Source organism: Rhizobium sp. CB2179 (genome assembly GCF_057653455.1).
Map to the genome: position 1 here is coordinate 70,021 of NZ_JBYGKR010000006.1, position 17,367 is coordinate 87,387.

At 61.2% G+C, this 17,367-nt stretch carries 18 protein-coding genes; 15 read left to right on the forward strand and 3 right to left on the reverse strand.

Annotated elements, in window-relative coordinates:
• Nucleotides 1-2 precede the first annotated feature (2 nt).
• Nucleotides 3-311 (forward strand): hypothetical protein, encoded by a 309-nt coding sequence (locus AC244Q_RS35865; protein ID WP_128407493.1) that lies wholly within the window; start codon nt 3-5, stop codon nt 309-311.
• 3 nt (nt 312-314) lie between these two features.
• Nucleotides 315-1,082 carry a gamma-glutamylcyclotransferase gene (locus tag AC244Q_RS35870; protein ID WP_128407492.1) on the forward strand — a complete coding sequence of 256 codons (768 nt, stop codon included), beginning with the start codon at nt 315-317 and terminating at the stop codon, nt 1,080-1,082.
• A gap of 24 nt (nt 1,083-1,106) precedes the next feature.
• Here the strand turns inward: AC244Q_RS35870 and AC244Q_RS35875 are convergent, their stop codons facing one another.
• The 3 genes from AC244Q_RS35875 to tauA are packed head-to-tail and all read right to left on the reverse strand — an operon-like array spanning nt 1,107 to nt 3,816.
• A complete protein-coding gene (locus tag AC244Q_RS35875) occupies nt 1,107-1,961 on the reverse strand; it encodes an ABC transporter permease subunit (protein WP_003555670.1) in 855 nt (284 codons plus the stop codon).
• Complete coding sequence (locus AC244Q_RS35880) at nt 1,958-2,746, reverse strand: taurine ABC transporter ATP-binding protein (RefSeq protein WP_128407491.1); 789 nt, start codon at nt 2,744-2,746, stop codon at nt 1,958-1,960. Before AC244Q_RS35880 ends, AC244Q_RS35875 begins: the two co-directional genes overlap by 4 nt.
• A 56-nt stretch (nt 2,747-2,802) precedes the next feature.
• A complete protein-coding gene (tauA, locus tag AC244Q_RS35885) occupies nt 2,803-3,816 on the reverse strand; it encodes a taurine ABC transporter substrate-binding protein (RefSeq protein WP_128407490.1) in 1,014 nt (337 codons plus the stop codon).
• Nucleotides 3,817-4,032: 216 nt separating this feature from the next.
• On the opposite strand from tauA, the gene AC244Q_RS35890 reads away from it, so the two are divergent.
• The 13 genes from AC244Q_RS35890 (at nt 4,033) to AC244Q_RS35950 (ending at nt 17,318) form a co-directional block, all read left to right on the forward strand.
• Nucleotides 4,033-5,394, forward strand: a complete 1,362-nt coding sequence (locus AC244Q_RS35890) for an FAD/NAD(P)-binding protein (protein ID WP_128407489.1) — start codon at nt 4,033-4,035, stop codon at nt 5,392-5,394.
• Nucleotides 5,395-5,596: 202 nt separating this feature from the next.
• Nucleotides 5,597-6,289, forward strand: a complete 693-nt coding sequence (locus AC244Q_RS35895) for a GntR family transcriptional regulator (RefSeq protein ID WP_003555665.1) — start codon at nt 5,597-5,599, stop codon at nt 6,287-6,289.
• A gap of 411 nt (nt 6,290-6,700) precedes the next feature.
• Nucleotides 6,701-7,303, forward strand: coding sequence for an amino acid synthesis family protein (locus tag AC244Q_RS35900; protein ID WP_018071756.1), 603 nt, complete (start codon nt 6,701-6,703; stop codon nt 7,301-7,303).
• 14 nt (nt 7,304-7,317) lie between these two features.
• Nucleotides 7,318-8,163, forward strand: a complete 846-nt coding sequence (locus AC244Q_RS35905) for an alpha/beta fold hydrolase (RefSeq protein ID WP_128407488.1) — start codon at nt 7,318-7,320, stop codon at nt 8,161-8,163.
• Complete coding sequence (locus tag AC244Q_RS35910) at nt 8,160-9,095, forward strand: flavin reductase family protein (RefSeq protein WP_017997696.1); 936 nt, start codon at nt 8,160-8,162, stop codon at nt 9,093-9,095. The genes AC244Q_RS35905 and AC244Q_RS35910 overlap by 4 nt, the downstream gene beginning before the upstream one ends.
• Nucleotides 9,092-10,132: an LLM class flavin-dependent oxidoreductase gene (locus AC244Q_RS35915; RefSeq protein WP_128407487.1), complete on the forward strand. Its 1,041-nt coding sequence runs from the start codon at nt 9,092-9,094 to the stop codon at nt 10,130-10,132. The genes AC244Q_RS35910 and AC244Q_RS35915 overlap by 4 nt, the downstream gene beginning before the upstream one ends.
• A 4-nt stretch (nt 10,133-10,136) precedes the next feature.
• On the forward strand, nt 10,137-11,600 hold the full coding sequence (locus tag AC244Q_RS35920; RefSeq protein ID WP_128407486.1) for an aldehyde dehydrogenase: 1,464 nt from the start codon (nt 10,137-10,139) through the stop codon (nt 11,598-11,600).
• A 5-nt stretch (nt 11,601-11,605) separates the two neighbouring features.
• Complete coding sequence (locus tag AC244Q_RS35925; RefSeq protein ID WP_128407485.1) at nt 11,606-11,929, forward strand: NIPSNAP family protein; 324 nt, start codon at nt 11,606-11,608, stop codon at nt 11,927-11,929.
• 48 nt (nt 11,930-11,977) lie between these two features.
• A complete protein-coding gene (locus AC244Q_RS35930; protein WP_128407484.1) occupies nt 11,978-12,988 on the forward strand; it encodes an ABC transporter substrate-binding protein in 1,011 nt (336 codons plus the stop codon).
• Nucleotides 12,989-13,100: 112 nt separating this feature from the next.
• Nucleotides 13,101-13,973: an ABC transporter permease gene (locus tag AC244Q_RS35935; protein ID WP_128407483.1), complete on the forward strand. Its 873-nt coding sequence runs from the start codon at nt 13,101-13,103 to the stop codon at nt 13,971-13,973.
• 1 nt (nt 13,974) lies between these two features.
• Complete coding sequence (locus AC244Q_RS35940; RefSeq protein ID WP_003555656.1) at nt 13,975-14,775, forward strand: ABC transporter permease; 801 nt, start codon at nt 13,975-13,977, stop codon at nt 14,773-14,775.
• Nucleotides 14,772-15,851: an ABC transporter ATP-binding protein gene (locus AC244Q_RS35945; RefSeq protein WP_017997690.1), complete on the forward strand. Its 1,080-nt coding sequence runs from the start codon at nt 14,772-14,774 to the stop codon at nt 15,849-15,851. Before AC244Q_RS35940 ends, AC244Q_RS35945 begins: the two co-directional genes overlap by 4 nt.
• 12 nt (nt 15,852-15,863) lie before the next feature.
• Entirely contained in the window at nt 15,864-17,318 is a 1,455-nt protein-coding gene (locus AC244Q_RS35950) for an NAD-dependent succinate-semialdehyde dehydrogenase (protein WP_128407482.1), read from the forward strand.
• The last annotated feature ends 49 nt before the right edge of the window (nt 17,319-17,367 follow it).

Here is a 17,367-nt window from a genome sequence, read left to right on the forward strand (position 1 = left end):
CCATGTCCGACATTGTCGCCGACCTGCTGCGCCTAAGCGAAGATCCGAATGCCGACCCGAGGACCAAGCGCCGCCAAACCATGGAGCGGCTGGTGCAGACGCTGCTCGCCATGGCAGATACCGAAATGGGATCGGAAGATGCGCAGCATCGCCATTCCATCATTCATTTGACGACGATCATCCGCGAGATGACGGGAAGGATTGCAGAGGCCGATGATGCGACGTTTTCGGCAATCGTCAGGGAGGCCGCGATGCTGATACGCAGCCTGCAGCGGCGCCAGGCCGACGCGGCCAGATTTACGGTGCACTGACGCATGACGGATATCCGGGAGCATAAGCTGGTGACGGTCCGGGGAAGCAAACTTTTGCTGACCGGATCAACAATGGCTCTGACGGACGAGCTCGTATCGCTGAGCCTTCGCCCCGCGATCGATGTCGGCCCGGAGCCACACCGAAAACCGCTGACCGAAGCGGAGGTGGAGATGCTCGCCAACCGGCTTCTTCACGAGTCTACCGGCGCGCCGCTTTGGATCTTCGCCTATGGATCATTGATATGGAAGCCGGACTTCGATGCCGTCGAATCGCAGCATGGCGCGACAAGAGGGTGGCATCGCTCCTTCTGCCTGCAGATGACCCGCTGGCGGGGAACGCGGTCCCAGCCGGGCCTGATGATGGCACTTGATCGCGGTGGACGATGCAACGGCGTCGTCTTCAGGCTTGCCGATGATGATCGCCTTGGCCAGATTCGGCGGTTGATCCGCCGTGAGGTCGGCACGATCGAAGACGCAGCGACGGTGCGCTGGATCCCGGTCGCAACCGCGCATGGGCTGGTGCGTGCGCTGGTCTTTTGGGCTGGTCCGAAAGGCGAGCGTGTTTCCCGCAAATTGCCGCTGGAGACGGTGGCGCAGGTACTTGCGAGAGCCTGCGGGCACATGGGCTCCTGTGCCGAGTATCTGTATCTGACGGTGAAACATCTGGAAGAACGTGGCATCCGGGACCGCAATTTATGGCGGCTTCAGAAGCTGGTCGCAGCCGAGCTCGTCGCCATACACGGGCTGAATGCGGCGGCGGGAAACCATTGAATATCGCTCCCTGCCGCCCTCCGGTCAGAGCTTGCCCTTCCAGGGCACGAGGTACGCCTCCAGAAACCGGATTGCGGCCGAGAAGGTGAACGCGCAGATCGCGATGATGCCGATACCGACGAAGACGACGTCGGTCGCCAGGAACTGTGAAGCCGACATGATCATGAAACCAATCCCGCGCGTGGAGGCGATCAATTCAGCTGCAACCAGCGTACCCCAGCCGACACCGAGCGCAATTCGAATGCCGGTGAGAATCTCCGGCAGGGCCGACGGCAGCACGATGTCCAGGAAGAGCTGCAGCCGGCTCGCGCCCAGCGAACGCGCGGCATTGACGCGCTCGATCGGCAGCGCACGGACGCCGGCCTGGGCCGAGAGGCAGATCGGTGCGAACATCGCAAGCACCAGCAGCGTGATCTTCGACGTCTCGCCGATGCCGAGCCAGATGATCATCAGCGGCAGGTAGGAGAGCGGCGGAAGCGGCCAGTAGAACTCGATCGGCGCGTCGAGCACCCCTTTTGCCCATCGGTTCAGGCCCATGAGCAATCCGAGTGGGATGCCGGCGGAGACGGCGATGAGGGCGGCGACGACGATGCGGAACAGGCTTGCAAAAACATGCTCGGACAGCGACGCACCTGCGTAACCGTCGCGATAGATGGCGCCGATCTGTGTCAGCACCTCGTCAGGACGCGGCAGAAACAGGTGTGGAACGACACCGAGCGCAGAGACGACCCACCACAAAAGCAGTATGGCCAGCGCTGTCGCAATGCTGATGGCCACCGTCGATTTCTCGCCGGCTCCAAAGCCCGCCATTTTCACCAGCTTGACCTGATGGTCCTCTCTACCCGCCGCAATCGGCGGTGCCTGCACTATATCGCTCATGCGGCGCTCCTGAGGTCTTCGGTGCTGTGGAGAATGGCGCGGATCTCCTCGCGCAACTCGGCAAATTGCGGTGACGCCTTGATTGATCGGGCGTCGCCGGTTTCGGCGAAGCGGCGAATGAAATCCAGATCGAAGCGCGCAACGACGCGCCCCGGTCGAGGTGACATGACCAGGACCTGCGTGCCCAGGAACAAGGCTTCTTCGATCGAGTGCGTGATGAAGAAGACCTTCTTTGCCGTCTTATCCCAGATGGAAACCAGCAGTTCCTGCATCTGCTCGCGGGTCAGGCTGTCGAGTGCGCCGAACGGCTCGTCCATCAGCAGGATGTCGGGGTTTGTTGCCAGAGCCCGTGCGATGCCGACACGCTGGCGCATGCCGCCCGACAGCTCGTAGGGAAAAGCGCCGGCGAATTCGTCTAGACCGACGAGCCGGAGCAGCTCCAGGGCGCGCGCTTGGCGCTCCTTGCGCTTGACCCCGGCGAATTTCAAACCGAGCGCGACATTGTCGATCACCGATTTCCAAGGCAGCAGCGAGTCTTTCTGAAAAACGACGCCACGATCTGCGCCGGGTTGTTCGACCGCGCGGCCATCGAGCGTGATCCGGCCATCCGAAAGCGGAAGGAAGCCGGCAATCGCGTTGAGAAGGGTTGATTTGCCGCATCCTGACGCCCCGAGTGCGACGACGAAGCCCCGTTCGGGAATATCGAAGGAAACGCGATCGAGCGCGTGAACGGTCCGCCCGTCGCGGGCTGCGAAGAAAACGCTGGCGTGATCGACTTTAAGCATGTTGCCGCTCGCAAGTTCGATGCCGGCGCGGTAAGCCGCGCCGGCGCTGGGGAGGATCAGTTGCTGACGCCGGTGAGGGCATCTGCGGTGACGAAGGCGCCATAATTCGCCTGTACATCGGAAACCTTGCCCTGTTCCTTCAGGAACGATGCCGTGTCCTTGAGAATCTTGCCGGCACCCGCCTTTTCGCCGCCGCCGAGCCAGGCATCCGATGCCTGGACCTCAGGTGTCAGAAGCGTGAGGTTCTTCAGGGCCGATGCCTGCTGGTCGGCTGTTCCACCGAGAAGCTTGGCAAGTGATTTGGCGTTGTCGCTGTCGGGACCCCAGGCGGATTTGTCCGATGCGAAGGAGGCGTAGTATTTGTTGATGACCGAAGCGAAGCCCTTCAGAAAGTCCGGGTTGTCGGCGGCAAATTTCGAGGTCGCGACCCAGGCCGAGAATGTCGGCGCACCCTTGTCTGCCACCTCCTTGGAGGTGACGAGAACCTTCCCGTTCTTCTTCAGTTCGGTGAGCGCCGGATCCCAGACGAAGCCGCCATCGATATCGCCGCGGTTATAGCTGGCGACAATCTCAGGCTGAGGGATTGCGAAGACCTGAACGTCTTTTTCGGTCAGGCCCAGCGATTTGATCAGCGCCAGCAGCTGATAGTGGTCCGTGGATACCGGCGCGGCAGCAAGCTTCTTGCCCTTCAGATCATTCAGGCTTTCGATGCCGGAACCGTTGCGGACGACGAGAGCCTCGTCGATGCCCGAGATGGAGGCGAGGTAAAAGGCCTTGACCTCGAGCCCGCGTGATACCGCAGCCGCAAACGGGCTGGAGCCGACATAGCCGATCTGGACGTCACCGGAGGCAATGGCCGCAAAGATTTCGGCGCCGGAATTGAACCTGCGGAAGTCGATGTCGTATCCCGTCTCCTTGGCGAATTCACCATTGGCGATCGCCACGGAAGACGGCAAGGCGTCGGTCTGATAGGCGACAACGACCTTCTTGTCCGCCGCTTCGGCGACAACAGCCGTTGCAAAAGTGCCGACGCCGACGGCGATCGCGGCAACCAAATTCCTGAAATTCATCTTGAGCCCCTTTGTTCAGGGCCGGACGACCCTTGATCTCACCCTCAAAAGCGTAATGGTTGGGGAGGGGCTAGCGGGAGAAATAACAAACTATATTTATAGACAATAGAGATAATTGTTTCGTGATTCTGCCGCTTGTGCGATCAACAGGGACCGGCGAGCGACATTGGGCTTGAATGACGAAATGTCTCGATGACGCTCTGAGCTTCAGGGGGAATGCATTTGGCATATGATGTTATCGTGGTCGGTTCCGGTTTTTCAGCGATAGCGGTTACCTGCAATCTCATCGAGCAGCTTCCCGCTTCGGCGAAGGTCGCCGTCGTCGGCGACGATCCTGGTTTCGGCCGCGGGACGGCTTACCGGACGGAGCTCTATCTCCATCGCCTCAATGTTCCGGCCGGCCGCATGAGCCTTTTGCCGCATCAACCCGACGACTTTGTCGACTGGCTTAAAAGCCATGGCCGTCCGTTGCAGGCCGGCGATTTCGCCTCGCGCAGCGATTATGGTCTTTATGTCCGCGATACGCTTGCACGGTTGCTTCGAAAGCGGGACGGCCGTTGCCGGGTCGATTTCATCAAGGCTAAGGCAGCGGGATGCGTTGAACGTTACAGCAGCACGCTGGCCTTCCATCTCGGCAACGGTGACGAGATTGCCGGGAAGACCGTGGTGCTCTGCCTCGGCGTCGGGAACGCGACCCTTCCGGTCGCTCCGGACGGAATTCCGCCATCGCTGCGATCGCGGATCATCGAGAACCCGTGGCGGCTTTCGTGGCTGAGGCGCGTCGCACCATCCGATGCGGTGTGTATCCTCGGATCCGGCCTGACGATGATCGATCAGGTGCTGGCGCTTCGTGCCCATGGCCACCGTGGCAGGATCGATGTGCTTTCGCGGCGCGGGCTCGCACCCCTCGGACATGCGCGAAAGCCGCCGGCGCCTCTGCCGATCGACGTCGAGAAGCTTCCAGATACGATCAGCGGCATATTGAAGACCCTGCGGGGAAAGAGCAGGACGGTTGCCGACTGGCGAGCCGTGATGGACGGTCTGAGGCCTGCAACGCAAGCTCTCTGGCAACGGCTTTCGGGCGAGGAACGTGCACGCTTCCTCAGGCATGCGCTTCCCTGGTGGAACATCCATCGTCACCGGGTCGCGCCTGACGTGTTCGACAGGTTTGAGACATTGGTCTTAGACGGAACTGTTCGTTTCCACGCAGGCTTCCTGAAATCGCTCGGGGCCGAGGAGGGCCGGCTTGTTGCCGGCTACAGGGTCAGAGCGGCGCGCGAGATCGCCGAGATCAGGGCGGACTGGCTCGTCAATTGCACGGGAATGGAGCGGGCCGGGATCAGTCATTCACCGCTTTTGAAGGAAATGAGCCGCTTCGAGTTGATTGCCCCCGATCCTCTTGGCCTCGGGATCCAGGTGGATGCCGCTTCCGAGGTGATAGCCCCGTCCCGGATATCGCCGGCCCGACTATTTGCGGTCGGTGCCCTGACGGCGGGGCAATTCTGGGAGATTACCGCCGTTCCGGATATCCGGGTGCAGGCCAAGGCCGTGGTCGAAGAGATCGTTTCAAGAGGCTAGCTCCCGACGCGTCCGCAGCAGATCAAAGGTGCTGCAACGTCCTTTGCGCGTCTGAAAAGGCGAGCGGCGCTATAGGTCGGCACAGCGCTTGTTGAATTGCCGGGCGCCGACAGCTACAGTATCTGGTACGCCATAATACGATTCTTGCATTCGGCTGCCGCGGCGGAAGTTGAGCGTGCAAAGTCCAACACTGAGGTACAGAATGAGCGGCGCTCTAAAGGACGCAATTCGAGTCGAGCGTCCTGCAAAGACCTTGCGGGAATTGGCGCTCGACAAGGTCCGCGAAGCCATCGTCAACGGATATTTCCGTCCCGGAGATCGCCTTGTCGAGCGTGACCTCTGCGCCCAGCTCGGCGTCAGCCGAACAGTCGTGCGCGAGGTTCTGAGGCATCTGGAATCGGAAGGGCTTGTCGCCAATCTGCCGAACAAGGGGCCGATCGTCGCGCAGCTCGACATCGGGGAAGCCAAGCAGATCTATGAGATCCGTGGCGCGCTGGAAGGCATGGCGGCGCGGCTGTGCGCGGAGCGCCGCAGCCCCGAGATCGTCGCTGCGCTGGAGGAATCTCTGGCCGGGATCCGCAACAGTTACCGCGATAACGATATGGCGGCTGTGCTGACGAACACCTCTTCCTTCTATCATACGCTGTTCACGATGGTTGACAGGAACGTTGCCTGGGGTGTCGTCAATCTTCTCACCGTGCGCATCAACCACCTGCGCTCGATGACGATCAAGACGGAGAGACGCGGCATCGAAGGCCCGCTGCAGATGTCGAAGATCGTCGACGCCATCCGCCGCGGCGACGGCGAGGGGGCTTACCGGGCGGCGATGGATCACGTCGCCGCCGCGAGCGCGATTGCCGAAGCGGTGCTGTCGGGGAAGAAGCCTGCCGACTAGGCACGAGCGGCCCGTGCCGCTTCCCCGCAGGCCTGGCAAAGCGCTCATCTCAGCTGTCGATATCACTCCATTCGCGATGATGTTCCGCGCAATTTAGCGGAACCCATACTCCGCGCTTGACACCCAACTTTGTCCAATGTGATGGTATGCCATATTAAGTAATATGTAAGGCGGTAGCATGGACTGGGAATGACCGTGACTTCTGAACTCGGCCTGCCTCCACGGGCGCCGCCATGTCGTTTGTCAGCTGACAACGCGCTGACGGGAAGAAAGCGCTGCCCGGTGGGTCGAAGGGCGCACGCGCGGCAAATCGAAAAACTCGCCTTGGCCTAAACTGCTCCTCGAGGGAACCAACTTGACACTCATATATTATGGTATACCATAATACGAAATTGAGAAATGAGGTGCTCGATGGCCATTCAAATTCGCAAGACGGGACTGCAGATCGAAACGACGCTGATCGAAGGCGGCAAGGCCGCGGCGGTTCCGCTGAAGCTGTTTACCGCCTTCGCGGTCGTGAAGAATCCCTGGGCCGGTCGCGGCTTCGTCGACGACCTCAAGCCCGAAATTCACGCAGGCGCTCCGGTGCTCGGCGAGTTGCTGACCAAGATGATCATCGAGGCGGTCGGGTCCGGCGAAGCTGTCGAAGGATATGGAAAGTCCGCTGTCGTCGGCCTGGACGGCGAAATCGAACACGGGTCCGCGCTTATCCACACACTGCGTTTCGGCAATTTCTATCGCCAGGCCGTCGGCGCCAAGTCCTATCTCGCCTTCTGCAACACACGCGGTCCGGCCAATGCGCCGATCATGATCCCGCTGATGGACAAGAACGATGAAGGCCGCCGTTCGCACTACCTGACCATCCAGACGTCGATCCCCGACGCGCCTGCTGCCGACGAGATCGTCGTGGCTCTCGGTGCTTCGATAGGCGGGCGCCCGCATCACCGCATCGGCGACCGCTACCAGGATCTGAAAGACCTGGGGCAGGACGTTGCCAATCCTGCGGGCGTTTGAAGGAGCGCTCTGAGATGCTGACGGCCGGATCGACCACACGCACCGCTGCAGCAACAAACGCCGCCGGTGCCTTGCCCCGAAAAAAGACGGCAAGCGGAACGGCCTATCACGAGGCCGGCAGCGGTGAGCCGCTGGTTCTCATTCACGGCGTCGGCATGCGGCTGGAGGCCTGGGTTCCGCAGATCGCATTCCTGTCTGCGGGCCATCGCGTCATCGCCGTCGATATGCCGGGACATGGCGAGAGCGCAAAGTTGCCGGCGGGCAGTCGGCTCGAGGAGTTCGTCGACTGGTTCGGACGCTTTCTCGACGAGATGGCAATCGACACGGCAAATGTTGCCGGACACTCGATGGGCGCACTGGTTTCAGGAGGGGCGGCCGTGACCTTTGGCGAGCGGATCAGCCGCGTCGCCTACCTCAACGGCGTCTACAGGCGTGATCCTGAAGCAAAGGCCGCCGTGCTTGCGCGCGCCGCGGCCATTCCGGTATCGGGCGTCGACAAGGAAGGCCCTCTGGCCCGCTGGTTCGGCGATGATGCAGACAGCGTCACTGCGCGTGAATTGACGCGAAAATGGCTGAACCTCGTTGATCCCCAGGGCTATGCCGTCGCTTACGCCGCCTTTGCGGGAGGAGACGAGACCTATGCCAACGGCTGGAAAGACGTGGCTGGTCCGGCCCTGTTTCTGACGGGGTCCGATGATCCGAACTCGACGCCCTTGATGGCGACGCAAATGGCAGAGGTTGCGCCGCAGGGCTACGCTCGCATCGTCGAAGGCCATCGTCATATGGTGAACCTGACCGCGCCTGATATCGTCAATTCGCTGCTCGCTGAGTGGCTGTCGTTCGGGGAGGATGAACGATGACAATCCAGACTGTCGACCCAAGAGCACTGCGAGATGCATTCGGGGCCTTTCCGACCGGGGTGACTGTCGTCACCGCCTGTGACGGGGATGGAAATCCGATCGGCTTCACAGCGAACTCCTTCACCTCGGTCTCGCTTAATCCGCCTTTGCTGCTCGTCTGCCTTGCCAAGTCGTCGCGCAATTTCGCCACCATGACCGGAGCACAGCACTTTGCGATCAACGTGCTTTCGGAAACGCAGAAAGACGTGTCGAACACCTTTGCACGCCCGGTCGAGGACAGGTTTGCGGCGGTCGAGTGGGCGAAGGGATCGGCAGGCTGCCCGATATTCTCGAACGTTGCGGCCTGGTTCGAATGCGCCATGGAAGAGGTCATCGAGGCTGGCGACCACGTCATCTTGATGGGGCGCATCGAAGCTTTCGACAATAGCGGCCGCAACGGTCTCGGCTATGCGCGTGGCGGTTATTTCACGCCGACGCTCGCAAGCAAGGCGGTGTCCGCGGCAAGCGAAGGCAATATGGAACTTGCAGCCGTTGTCGAACGCCGCGGCGAGGTTCTGCTGCTCGGCGAAGATGTGCTCTCCCTGCCAGGTGTCGATGCCCATGACGGCAGTCCGACCGAGACGCTGCAAAAATACCTGGAAACGCTCACCGGGTTGAAAGTCAGCATCGGCTTTCTCTATTCGGTTTATGAGGGCAAGAGCGACGGCAAGCAGCACATCGTCTATCACGCCGTTGCCGGAGAGGGCGAGCCTGCCGGCGGCAGGTTCCTGAAGCCTGACGCATTGGTTGCGGCAAAGTTCAAGACCAGTTCGACTGCCGATATCGTCAACCGTTTTGCGATGGAAAGCTCGATCGGCAATTTCGGCGTCTATTTCGGCGACGAGACCGGCGGCACTGTTCACCCAATTCCAGCCAAGGACGCAAAAGCATGAAGTTCTCCCTCTTCGTCCATATGGAGCGGCTCGACGCCAATCAAAGCCATAAGAGCCTCTACGAGGAATTCGTCGCGCTTTGCGAGATCGCCGACAAAGGCGGCATGCACGCGATCTGGACCGGTGAGCACCATGGCATGGATTTCACCATCGCGCCCAATCCGTTCGTGACCATTGCCGATCTGGCGCGCCGCACATCGCGGGCACGGCTTGGAACGGGGACGGTGATTGCTCCCTTCTGGCATCCGATCAAGCTTGCCGGCGAGGCGGCCATGGCCGATATCATCTGCGATGGACGACTCGACATCGGTATCGCGCGCGGGGCCTATTCTTTCGAATACGAGCGTCTGCTGCCCGGTCTCGATGCCTGGGGCGCCGGCCAGCGGATGCGCGAGCTCATCCCGGCGGTCAAGGGCATATGGGCCGGCGACTACGCCCATGACGGGGAATTCTTCAAGTTTCCGTCGACCACGTCGGCGCCGAAACCGCTGCAGCAGCCGAACCCGCCCATCTGGGTGGCAGCGCGCGATCCGAACTCGCACGAATTTGCCGTCGCCAACGGCTGCAACGTTCAGGTGACGCCCCTCTGGCAAGGCGATGACGAGGTTCAGTCGTTGATGGAGCGCTTCAACGACGCCTGCGCCAAGCATCCCGAGATCGAGCGGCCCAAGATCATGTTGCTGCGCCATACCTATGTCGGCTCGTCGGCGGACGATGTCGCCCAGGCCGCCCATGAGCTCAGCGTCTACTACAATTATTTCTTCGCCTGGTTCAAGAATGAGAAGCCGGTTACCCAGGGTCTGATCGAACGTATCCCGGACGAACAGATCAGAGCAAACGCCATGCTGTCGGACCAGGTCATGCGCACCAACAATGTCGTTGGTGACGCTGAGACCGTCATCGCCCGGCTCAAGGCGTATGAAGCACTCGGCTACGACGAATATTCCTTCTGGATCGACACCGGCATGAGCTTCGAGCGCAAGAAGGCGTCGCTCGAACGCTTCATCACCGAGGTCATGCCGGCATTTCAGGAGTAACACCATGCGGCGTTTCCAGCACTATATCGACGGCGAATTTTCAGATGGCGAGGCCAGCTATCCGAGTATCGACCCCGCTTCCGGCGCGGTCTGGGCTGATATGCCCGAAGCGCGCGAGGCCGATGTCGACCGGGCTGTCAACGCGGCCGACAGGGCGCTTTACGACGGCCCATGGCCGAAACTGACGGCCACCCAACGCGGCAAGCTGCTTTACAAGCTGGCCGATCTGGTTGCCGTTAACGCGCAGATCCTCGCAGAACTGGAGACGCGCGACACCGGAAAGATCATCCGCGAAACATCGGCTCAGATCGCTTATGTCGCCGAATACTATCGCTACTATGCCGGCATCGCCGACAAGATCGAAGGCGCCTACCTGCCGATCGACAAGCCCGACATGGATGTCTGGCTTCGCCGCGAGCCGATCGGCGTCGTTGCGATGGTCGTGCCGTGGAACAGCCAGCTCTTCCTGTCTGCGGTGAAGATCGGACCGGCGCTGGCGGCCGGCTGCACGATGGTGGTCAAGGCCTCGGAAGACGGGCCGGCGCCGCTTCTCGAATTTGCACGGCTCGTGCACGAGGCAGGCTTTCCCGCCGGCGTCGTCAACATCATCACCGGTTTCGGCGCGTCGTGCGGCGCCGCCCTCGGACGGCACCCGAAGGTTGCGCATGTCGCCTTTACCGGCGGCCCTGAAACCGCCCGGCACGTCGTTCGCAACTCGGCCGAAAACCTCGCCTCCACCTCGCTTGAACTTGGCGGCAAGTCGCCATTCATCGTCTTTGCCGATGCAGATCTCGAGAGCGCTGCCAATGCCCAGGTCGCGGGGATCTTCGCCGCGACAGGGCAGAGCTGCGTTGCCGGATCGCGCCTCATCGTCGAACGCAGCGTCAAGGACAAATTCGTCGCCCTGCTACGGGATAAGGCGGAGGCGATCCGGATCGGTGCTCCGCTCGATATGGCGACAGAAGTCGGCCCGCTTGCCACCAAGCGCCAGCAGGACAATATCGGCGCTCTCGTCGCCAAGTCGATTGAAAGTGGCGCCCGCCTTGTCACGGGAGGACGCAAGATCGACGGCGACGGCTATTATTTCCCGCCGACGATTCTCGACTGCGACGATGTCGCCTCGCCGTCGCTGATCGAGGAATTCTTCGGGCCGGTCTTGTCCGTCGTGTCATTCGAGACGGAGACCGAGGCGCTGCGGCTCGCCAACGATACCCGTTATGGCCTGGCTTCCGGCGTCTTCACCCAGAACCTGACCCGGGCGCACCGGCTGATGAAGGGGCTGCGAGCCGGGATCGTCTGGGTCAACACCTACCGCGTGGTATCACCGATCGCGCCGTTCGGCGGTTTCGGCCTGTCGGGCCATGGCAGGGAAGGCGGCATGGCCGCAGCACTCGACTATACCCGCACCAAGACGATCTGGCTCAGGACATCGGACGATCCGATCCCCGATCCCTTCGTGATGAGGTAGCGCCGATGTTTTACGAAATCCGCACCTATCGGCTGAAGAACGGCACCATCCCGCAATATCTCAAGGTCGTCGAGGAAGAGGGGATCGAAATCCAGAAGAGCCATCTCGGCACGCTCGTCGGTTACTTCTTTTCGGAGATCGGAACGATCAACGAGATCGTTCACATCTGGGCCTTTGCGAGCCTGGGCGACCGGGAGGCGAGGCGCCAGAGGCTTCTGGCCGATCCCCGGTGGCAGGCCTTCCTGCCCAAGATCCGCGATCTGATCGAAGTGGCGGAAAACAAGATTATGAAGCCAGCCAACTTTTCTCCCAGGAGCGAGGCGCACTGACGGCATAAGGCATACCCGTAGGACAAACCAGAACAAGGATAAGGGAACATGAAAACAACATTTGCTGTCGCGGCGGTTGCCGCATTCGTGGCTGTGTCCGCACCGGCGCACGCCGACAACATGGTCTTCTCGAGCTGGGGAGGAACGACCCAGGACGCGCAGAAGGCCGCATGGGCCAGCCCGTTCACGGAGAAGACCGGTATCACCGTCGTGCAGGACGGGCCGACGGATTACGGCAAGCTCAAGGCGATGGTCGAGGCTGGCCAGGTCACCTGGGACGTCGTCGACGTCGAAGGCGACTATGCCGCCCAGGCCGGCAAGAATGGCCAGCTCGAGAAACTCGATTTCTCGGTCATCGACAAATCCAAGCTCGATCCGCGCTTCGTGACTGATTACTCGGTCGGCAGCTTCTATTATTCCTTCGTCATCGGCTGCAATGCCGATGCCGTCACCGCCTGCCCGAAGACATGGGCGGATCTGTTCGACACGGCAAAGTTTCCGGGAAAGCGCACATTCTACAAGTGGTCGGCTCCCGGCGTGATCGAAGCGGCGCTGCTTGCCGACGGTGTGGCCGCCGACAAGCTCTATCCACTTGATCTCGACCGCGCCTTCAAGAAGCTCGATACGATCAAATCGGATATCGTCTGGTGGTCGGGCGGCGCACAGTCGCAGCAGCTTCTGGCATCCGCCGAGGCTCCCTTCGGCAGTGTCTGGAATGGCCGCATGACCGCGCTTGCGGCGAGCGGTATCAAGACCGAGACCTCATGGGAACAGAACATCACCGCTGCGGATTCGCTCGTCGTGCCGAAGGGTTCGCCGAACGTGGAAGCCGCGATGAAGTTCATTGCAATGGCGACTTCTGCCGAACCGCAGGCCGCCCTTGCAAAAGCCACCGGATATGCACCAATCAACGTTGACTCGGCCAAGCTGATGGATCCGGAGACTGCCAAGACCCTGCCGGATCAGCAGACGGCCAGCCAGGTGAATGCCGATATGAACTACTGGGCTGATAATCGCGATGCCATCGGCGAGAAGTGGTACGCCTGGCAGGCGAAATAGCCTGAAACTTGAGATGAACGGGTACGGCGAATGTTCGCCGTGCCCCCGCAGTGTCGGTGCCCGCTTGTCGGACCTCGGCGCCTGCGGAAATTGACGGGTGGGAAGGACTGTCATGTCGACATATAGCGATGCCTCCGCTGCAATTGCGCCCCTGCCAAAGGTGCGCAGGGCAACAGGTTTCGGCGGGGTCCTTCCGGCTCTCGCCTTCGTGACGATCTTTTTCATCGCGCCGGTGGCAGTGCTCCTGTTGCGCAGCGTGCTGGAACCTGTTCCGGGTTTTGGAAACTATGCGCAGCTGATCGGGTCCGCGACCTATCTGAAGATCTTCGCCAACACCTTCATCGTCTCAGGTCTCGTCACGGTGATTTCGCTGCTGATCGGATTTCCCGTTGCCTGGGCGCTGGCAATCATGCCCGGGCGCCTAACCTCGGTGATCTTTGCGATCCTGCTCCTATCGATGTGGACCAACCTGCTTGCCCGCACCTATGCCTGGATGGTTCTTTTGCAGCGCACGGGGCTCATCAACAAGATGCTGATCGGAATGGGGCTGATCGACAAGCCCCTGGCACTGGTCAACAACCTGACCGGGGTGACCATTGGCATGACCTATATCATGCTGCCCTTCATCATCCTGCCGCTCTACGGCGTGATCAAGAAGATCGACCCGTCTACCCTGCAGGCGGCAGCACTTTGCGGCGCCAACCGGTGGCAGTGTCTGACCCATGTTCTGCTGCCCTTGGCAATGCCCGGCATGGCGGCTGGTGCACTCATGGTCTTCGTCATGTCGCTTGGTTATTTCGTCACGCCGTCGCTTCTCGGCGGCACCGCCAACATGATGCTCGCAGAGCTGATCGCGCAATTCGTGCAGTCGCTGGTCAACTGGGGCATGGGCGGTGCTGCGGCGCTGGTTCTCCTCGTGGTGACCCTGTTGCTTTATGCCGTGCAGCTGCGCTTCGTCGGCAACCAGAATCCGGGAGGGCGTTGACATGTTGCTCAATTTCGACCGTCTCGGCTGGTGGAAATACATCTTGCTGGCGATAACGCTTCTGACTGCGGCCTTCCTGCTGATGCCGATCGTCTTTATCGCGGCGCTCTCCTTCGGCTCCTCGCAGTGGCTGATCTTTCCGCCGCCCGGCTGGACGCTTCAATGGTACAGCGAGCTCTTTGCCGATCCGCGCTGGCTGGAATCGGCCTGGACGAGCTTCAAGATCGCGGTCATCGTGACTGTTCTGTCGGTGCTGCTCGGGCTCGTGACCTCCTTCGGGCTGGTGCGCGGTTCGTTCCTGTTCCGCGATGCGCTGAAAGCACTGTTCCTGACGCCGATGATCCTGCCCGTCGTGGTTCTTGCGGTCGCCCTTTATGCCTTCTTTCTGAGGATCGGCCTTGGCGGCACGTTGGTAGGCTTCGTCATTTCGCACCTCGTTCTCGCGCTGCCCTTCTCGATCCTCTCGATCTCAAGTGCGCTGGAGGGCTTCGACAAGTCGATCGAGGACGCGGCGGTTCTTTGCGGCGCCTCGCCTCTGGAAGCAAAGATCAGGGTCACCCTGCCGGCGATCAGCCATGGGCTGTTTTCGGCGGCCGTCTTCTCGTTCCTGACTTCCTGGGACGAGGTGGTGGTGGCAATCTTCATGTCCAGCCCGACCCTGCAGACGCTGCCCGTCAAGGTATGGGCAACGCTGCGGCAGGACCTGACGCCCGTTGTCGCTGCGGCGTCGACCCTTCTCATCCTTTTGACGATCCTCTTGATGGCGCTGGTTGCCGTCGTGCGTAAGGTACTGAAACAATGAAAGAACCGTTCCTTCAGATCCGCGGAATACGCAAGGAATACGGCCCGGTCGTCGCCGTCCACGACGTCAATCTCGACGTCCGGCGCGGGGAGTTCCTGACCTTTCTCGGACCGTCCGGATCCGGCAAAAGCACCACCCTCTACATCCTGGCCGGTTTTGAAACTCCAACGAAAGGCGACATCACGCTGGAGGGCAAGACCTTGCTCGACACGCCTTCGCACAAGCGCAACATCGGCATGGTGTTCCAGCGCTACACCCTGTTTCCGCATCTGACGGTGGGCGAAAACATCGCATTCCCGCTGAAGGTGAGGCGGAGGTCCAAGGCCGAGGTCGACAGCAAGGTCAAGGAGATGCTGCGCCTCGTCAGGCTCGAAGGCTTCGAGGATCGCAAGCCTGCGCAAATGTCCGGCGGCCAGCAGCAGCGTGTCGCCCTTGCCAGGGCCCTTGCCTATGACCCGCCGGTGCTTCTGATGGACGAGCCGCTGTCGGCGCTCGACAAGAAGCTGCGCGAGGAAATCCAGCATGAGATACGCCGGATCCATCAGCAGACCGAAGTGACGATCCTCTATGTCACGCACGACCAGGAGGAGGCGCTGCGGCTCTCCGACCGGATCGCCGTCTTTTCCAAGGGGGTCATCGACCAGATCGGCACGGGGCCGGAACTCTATGCCAATCCGCGGACCCGCTTCGTTGCCGAATTCATCGGCGACAGCGACTTCATTTCCTGCGACCTGCTGTCATCTTCCGATGGGCAGGCCACCATTTCGCTTGGCGGCGGAAGCGTCTTCAATGACATTCCGGTGCATGGAAAAGGAAGCTCCGGGACAAGGGCAGCCCTGATGCTGAGGCCTGAGCGCATTCGGTTGTCGCGAAACCAGGTGGCGGGAGCGGGTCTTGCCGCAACCGTCAGCGACATTACCTTCCTCGGCAACAATATTCACGTCTCGACCGAGACGGCGACGGGTGAGGCGCTGGCGGTTCGTCTGCCGTTTGGTCATGAGGCTATCGTCGGGCTCAGCCGTGGCGATATAGTCCATCTGAATTTCGATCCCGGTGCCGCTCACGTATTCTGTTGAAAGTTGTTTCATATGAAGCTCAATGATCCCTCGCTGTTCCGCCAGGCATGCCCCATCGCCGATCGCTGGATCGAAGCGGAAGGCCGCAAGGCGGCGACGGTCCGCAATCCAGCCACAGGCGAGCCGCTGGGGGTGGTCCCCGATCTCGGTGCGGCGGAAACGGAAGATGCCATCCGCGCCGCGGTCATCGCCCAGAAGCTTTGGGCGAAGAAGACTGCCGGGGAGCGCGCCGCCGTTCTGAAGGCTTGGCATCGGCTGATGATCGAAAACCGCGACGATCTGGCGATGATCCTGACGCTGGAGCAGGGAAAACCGCTGGCCGAGGCCAAAGGGGAGATCACCTATGGTGCGAGCTTCATCGAATGGTTCGCCGAAGAGGCGAGGCGCATCAACGGCGAGGTCGTACCGGGACATCAGCCGGACAAGCGGATCCTCGTCCTGCGCCAGCCCGCAGGCGTAGTGGCGGCAATCACGCCCTGGAACTTTCCGAATGCGATGATCACCCGCAAGATTGGCCCTGCGCTTGCCGCCGGCTGTGCCGTGGTTCTCAAGCCGGCGCTGCAGACGCCATTCTCTGCCATTGCCATCGCCGTTCTCGGTGAGCGTGCCGGCCTGCCGCCGGGGCTTCTCAACATCGTCACGGGTGACGCAGCGGCAATTGGCGGAGTGCTGACGGCAAGCCGTGACGTTCGGGTTTTGACATTCACGGGCTCCACCCGGACGGGCGAACTGCTTTACCGGCAATGCGCGCCGACGATCAAAAAGCTCGGCCTCGAGCTTGGCGGCAATGCACCCTTCATCGTGTTCGACGACGCCGATCTCGACGCTGCCGTCGAAGGCGCGCTCATCGCCAAGTTCCGCAACAACGGTCAGACCTGCGTCTGCGCCAATCGGCTTTATGTTCAGGACGGCGTCTATGAGGCGTTTGCCGCCAAACTCGCCGCGGCGGTTTCGGGCCTGAAGGTCGGCAACGGTCTCGACCGTGACGTCGTGCTTGGCCCGCTGATCGACGACAATGCCGTCGCCAAAGTCGAAAGCCATATCAGCGACGCCGTTTCAAAAGGTGCCGGGATCGTCATAGGCGGCAAACGTCACGCGCTCGGCGGCCACTTCTTCGAGCCGACAATCCTGCGCGATGTCGCTGCCGGCATGCAGGTCGCGCGCGAGGAAACCTTCGGGCCGCTTGCACCGCTGTTTCGCTTCCGCGACGAAGAGGACGTCATCGAACAGGCAAACGACACCGAGTTCGGGCTTGCTTCGTATTTTTACGCTCGCGATCTGTCGCGGGTATTTCGTGTGGCCGAAGCGCTGGAATATGGGATGGTCGGCGTCAATACCGGTCTCGTCTCGACGGCTGAGGCTCCGTTCGGCGGTGTGAAGATGTCAGGTCTTGGCCGCGAAGGGTCGCGGCACGGATTGGACGAATATACCGAGCTTAAATATGTCTGCCTTGGCGGTATTGCCTGACCTTGACCGACCCTTGCGTCTTGCCGCAAACTGCCGGCGCTCAAAGGAG

Bases quoted from the DNA above. Each gene is read 5' to 3' on its own strand.
- tauA (WP_128407490.1), bottom strand. From the start codon at position 3,816: ATGAATTTCAGGAATTTGGTTGCCGCGATCGCCGTCGGCGTCGGCACT.
- AC244Q_RS35945 (WP_017997690.1), top strand. From the start codon at position 14,772: ATGAAAGAACCGTTCCTTCAGATCCGCGGAATACGCAAGGAATACGGC.
- AC244Q_RS35865 (WP_128407493.1), top strand. From the start codon at position 3: ATGTCCGACATTGTCGCCGACCTGCTGCGCCTAAGCGAAGATCCGAAT.
- AC244Q_RS35895 (WP_003555665.1), top strand. From the start codon at position 5,597: ATGAGCGGCGCTCTAAAGGACGCAATTCGAGTCGAGCGTCCTGCAAAG.
- AC244Q_RS35940 (WP_003555656.1), top strand. From the start codon at position 13,975: ATGTTGCTCAATTTCGACCGTCTCGGCTGGTGGAAATACATCTTGCTG.
- AC244Q_RS35925 (WP_128407485.1), top strand. From the start codon at position 11,606: ATGTTTTACGAAATCCGCACCTATCGGCTGAAGAACGGCACCATCCCG.
- AC244Q_RS35930 (WP_128407484.1), top strand. From the start codon at position 11,978: ATGAAAACAACATTTGCTGTCGCGGCGGTTGCCGCATTCGTGGCTGTG.
- AC244Q_RS35890 (WP_128407489.1), top strand. From the start codon at position 4,033: ATGCATTTGGCATATGATGTTATCGTGGTCGGTTCCGGTTTTTCAGCG.
- AC244Q_RS35950 (WP_128407482.1), top strand. From the start codon at position 15,864: ATGAAGCTCAATGATCCCTCGCTGTTCCGCCAGGCATGCCCCATCGCC.
- AC244Q_RS35880 (WP_128407491.1), bottom strand. From the start codon at position 2,746: ATGCTTAAAGTCGATCACGCCAGCGTTTTCTTCGCAGCCCGCGACGGG.
- AC244Q_RS35905 (WP_128407488.1), top strand. From the start codon at position 7,318: ATGCTGACGGCCGGATCGACCACACGCACCGCTGCAGCAACAAACGCC.
- AC244Q_RS35915 (WP_128407487.1), top strand. From the start codon at position 9,092: ATGAAGTTCTCCCTCTTCGTCCATATGGAGCGGCTCGACGCCAATCAA.
- AC244Q_RS35900 (WP_018071756.1), top strand. From the start codon at position 6,701: ATGGCCATTCAAATTCGCAAGACGGGACTGCAGATCGAAACGACGCTG.
- AC244Q_RS35875 (WP_003555670.1), bottom strand. From the start codon at position 1,961: ATGAGCGATATAGTGCAGGCACCGCCGATTGCGGCGGGTAGAGAGGAC.
- AC244Q_RS35910 (WP_017997696.1), top strand. From the start codon at position 8,160: ATGACAATCCAGACTGTCGACCCAAGAGCACTGCGAGATGCATTCGGG.
- AC244Q_RS35920 (WP_128407486.1), top strand. From the start codon at position 10,137: ATGCGGCGTTTCCAGCACTATATCGACGGCGAATTTTCAGATGGCGAG.
- AC244Q_RS35870 (WP_128407492.1), top strand. From the start codon at position 315: ATGACGGATATCCGGGAGCATAAGCTGGTGACGGTCCGGGGAAGCAAA.
- AC244Q_RS35935 (WP_128407483.1), top strand. From the start codon at position 13,101: ATGTCGACATATAGCGATGCCTCCGCTGCAATTGCGCCCCTGCCAAAG.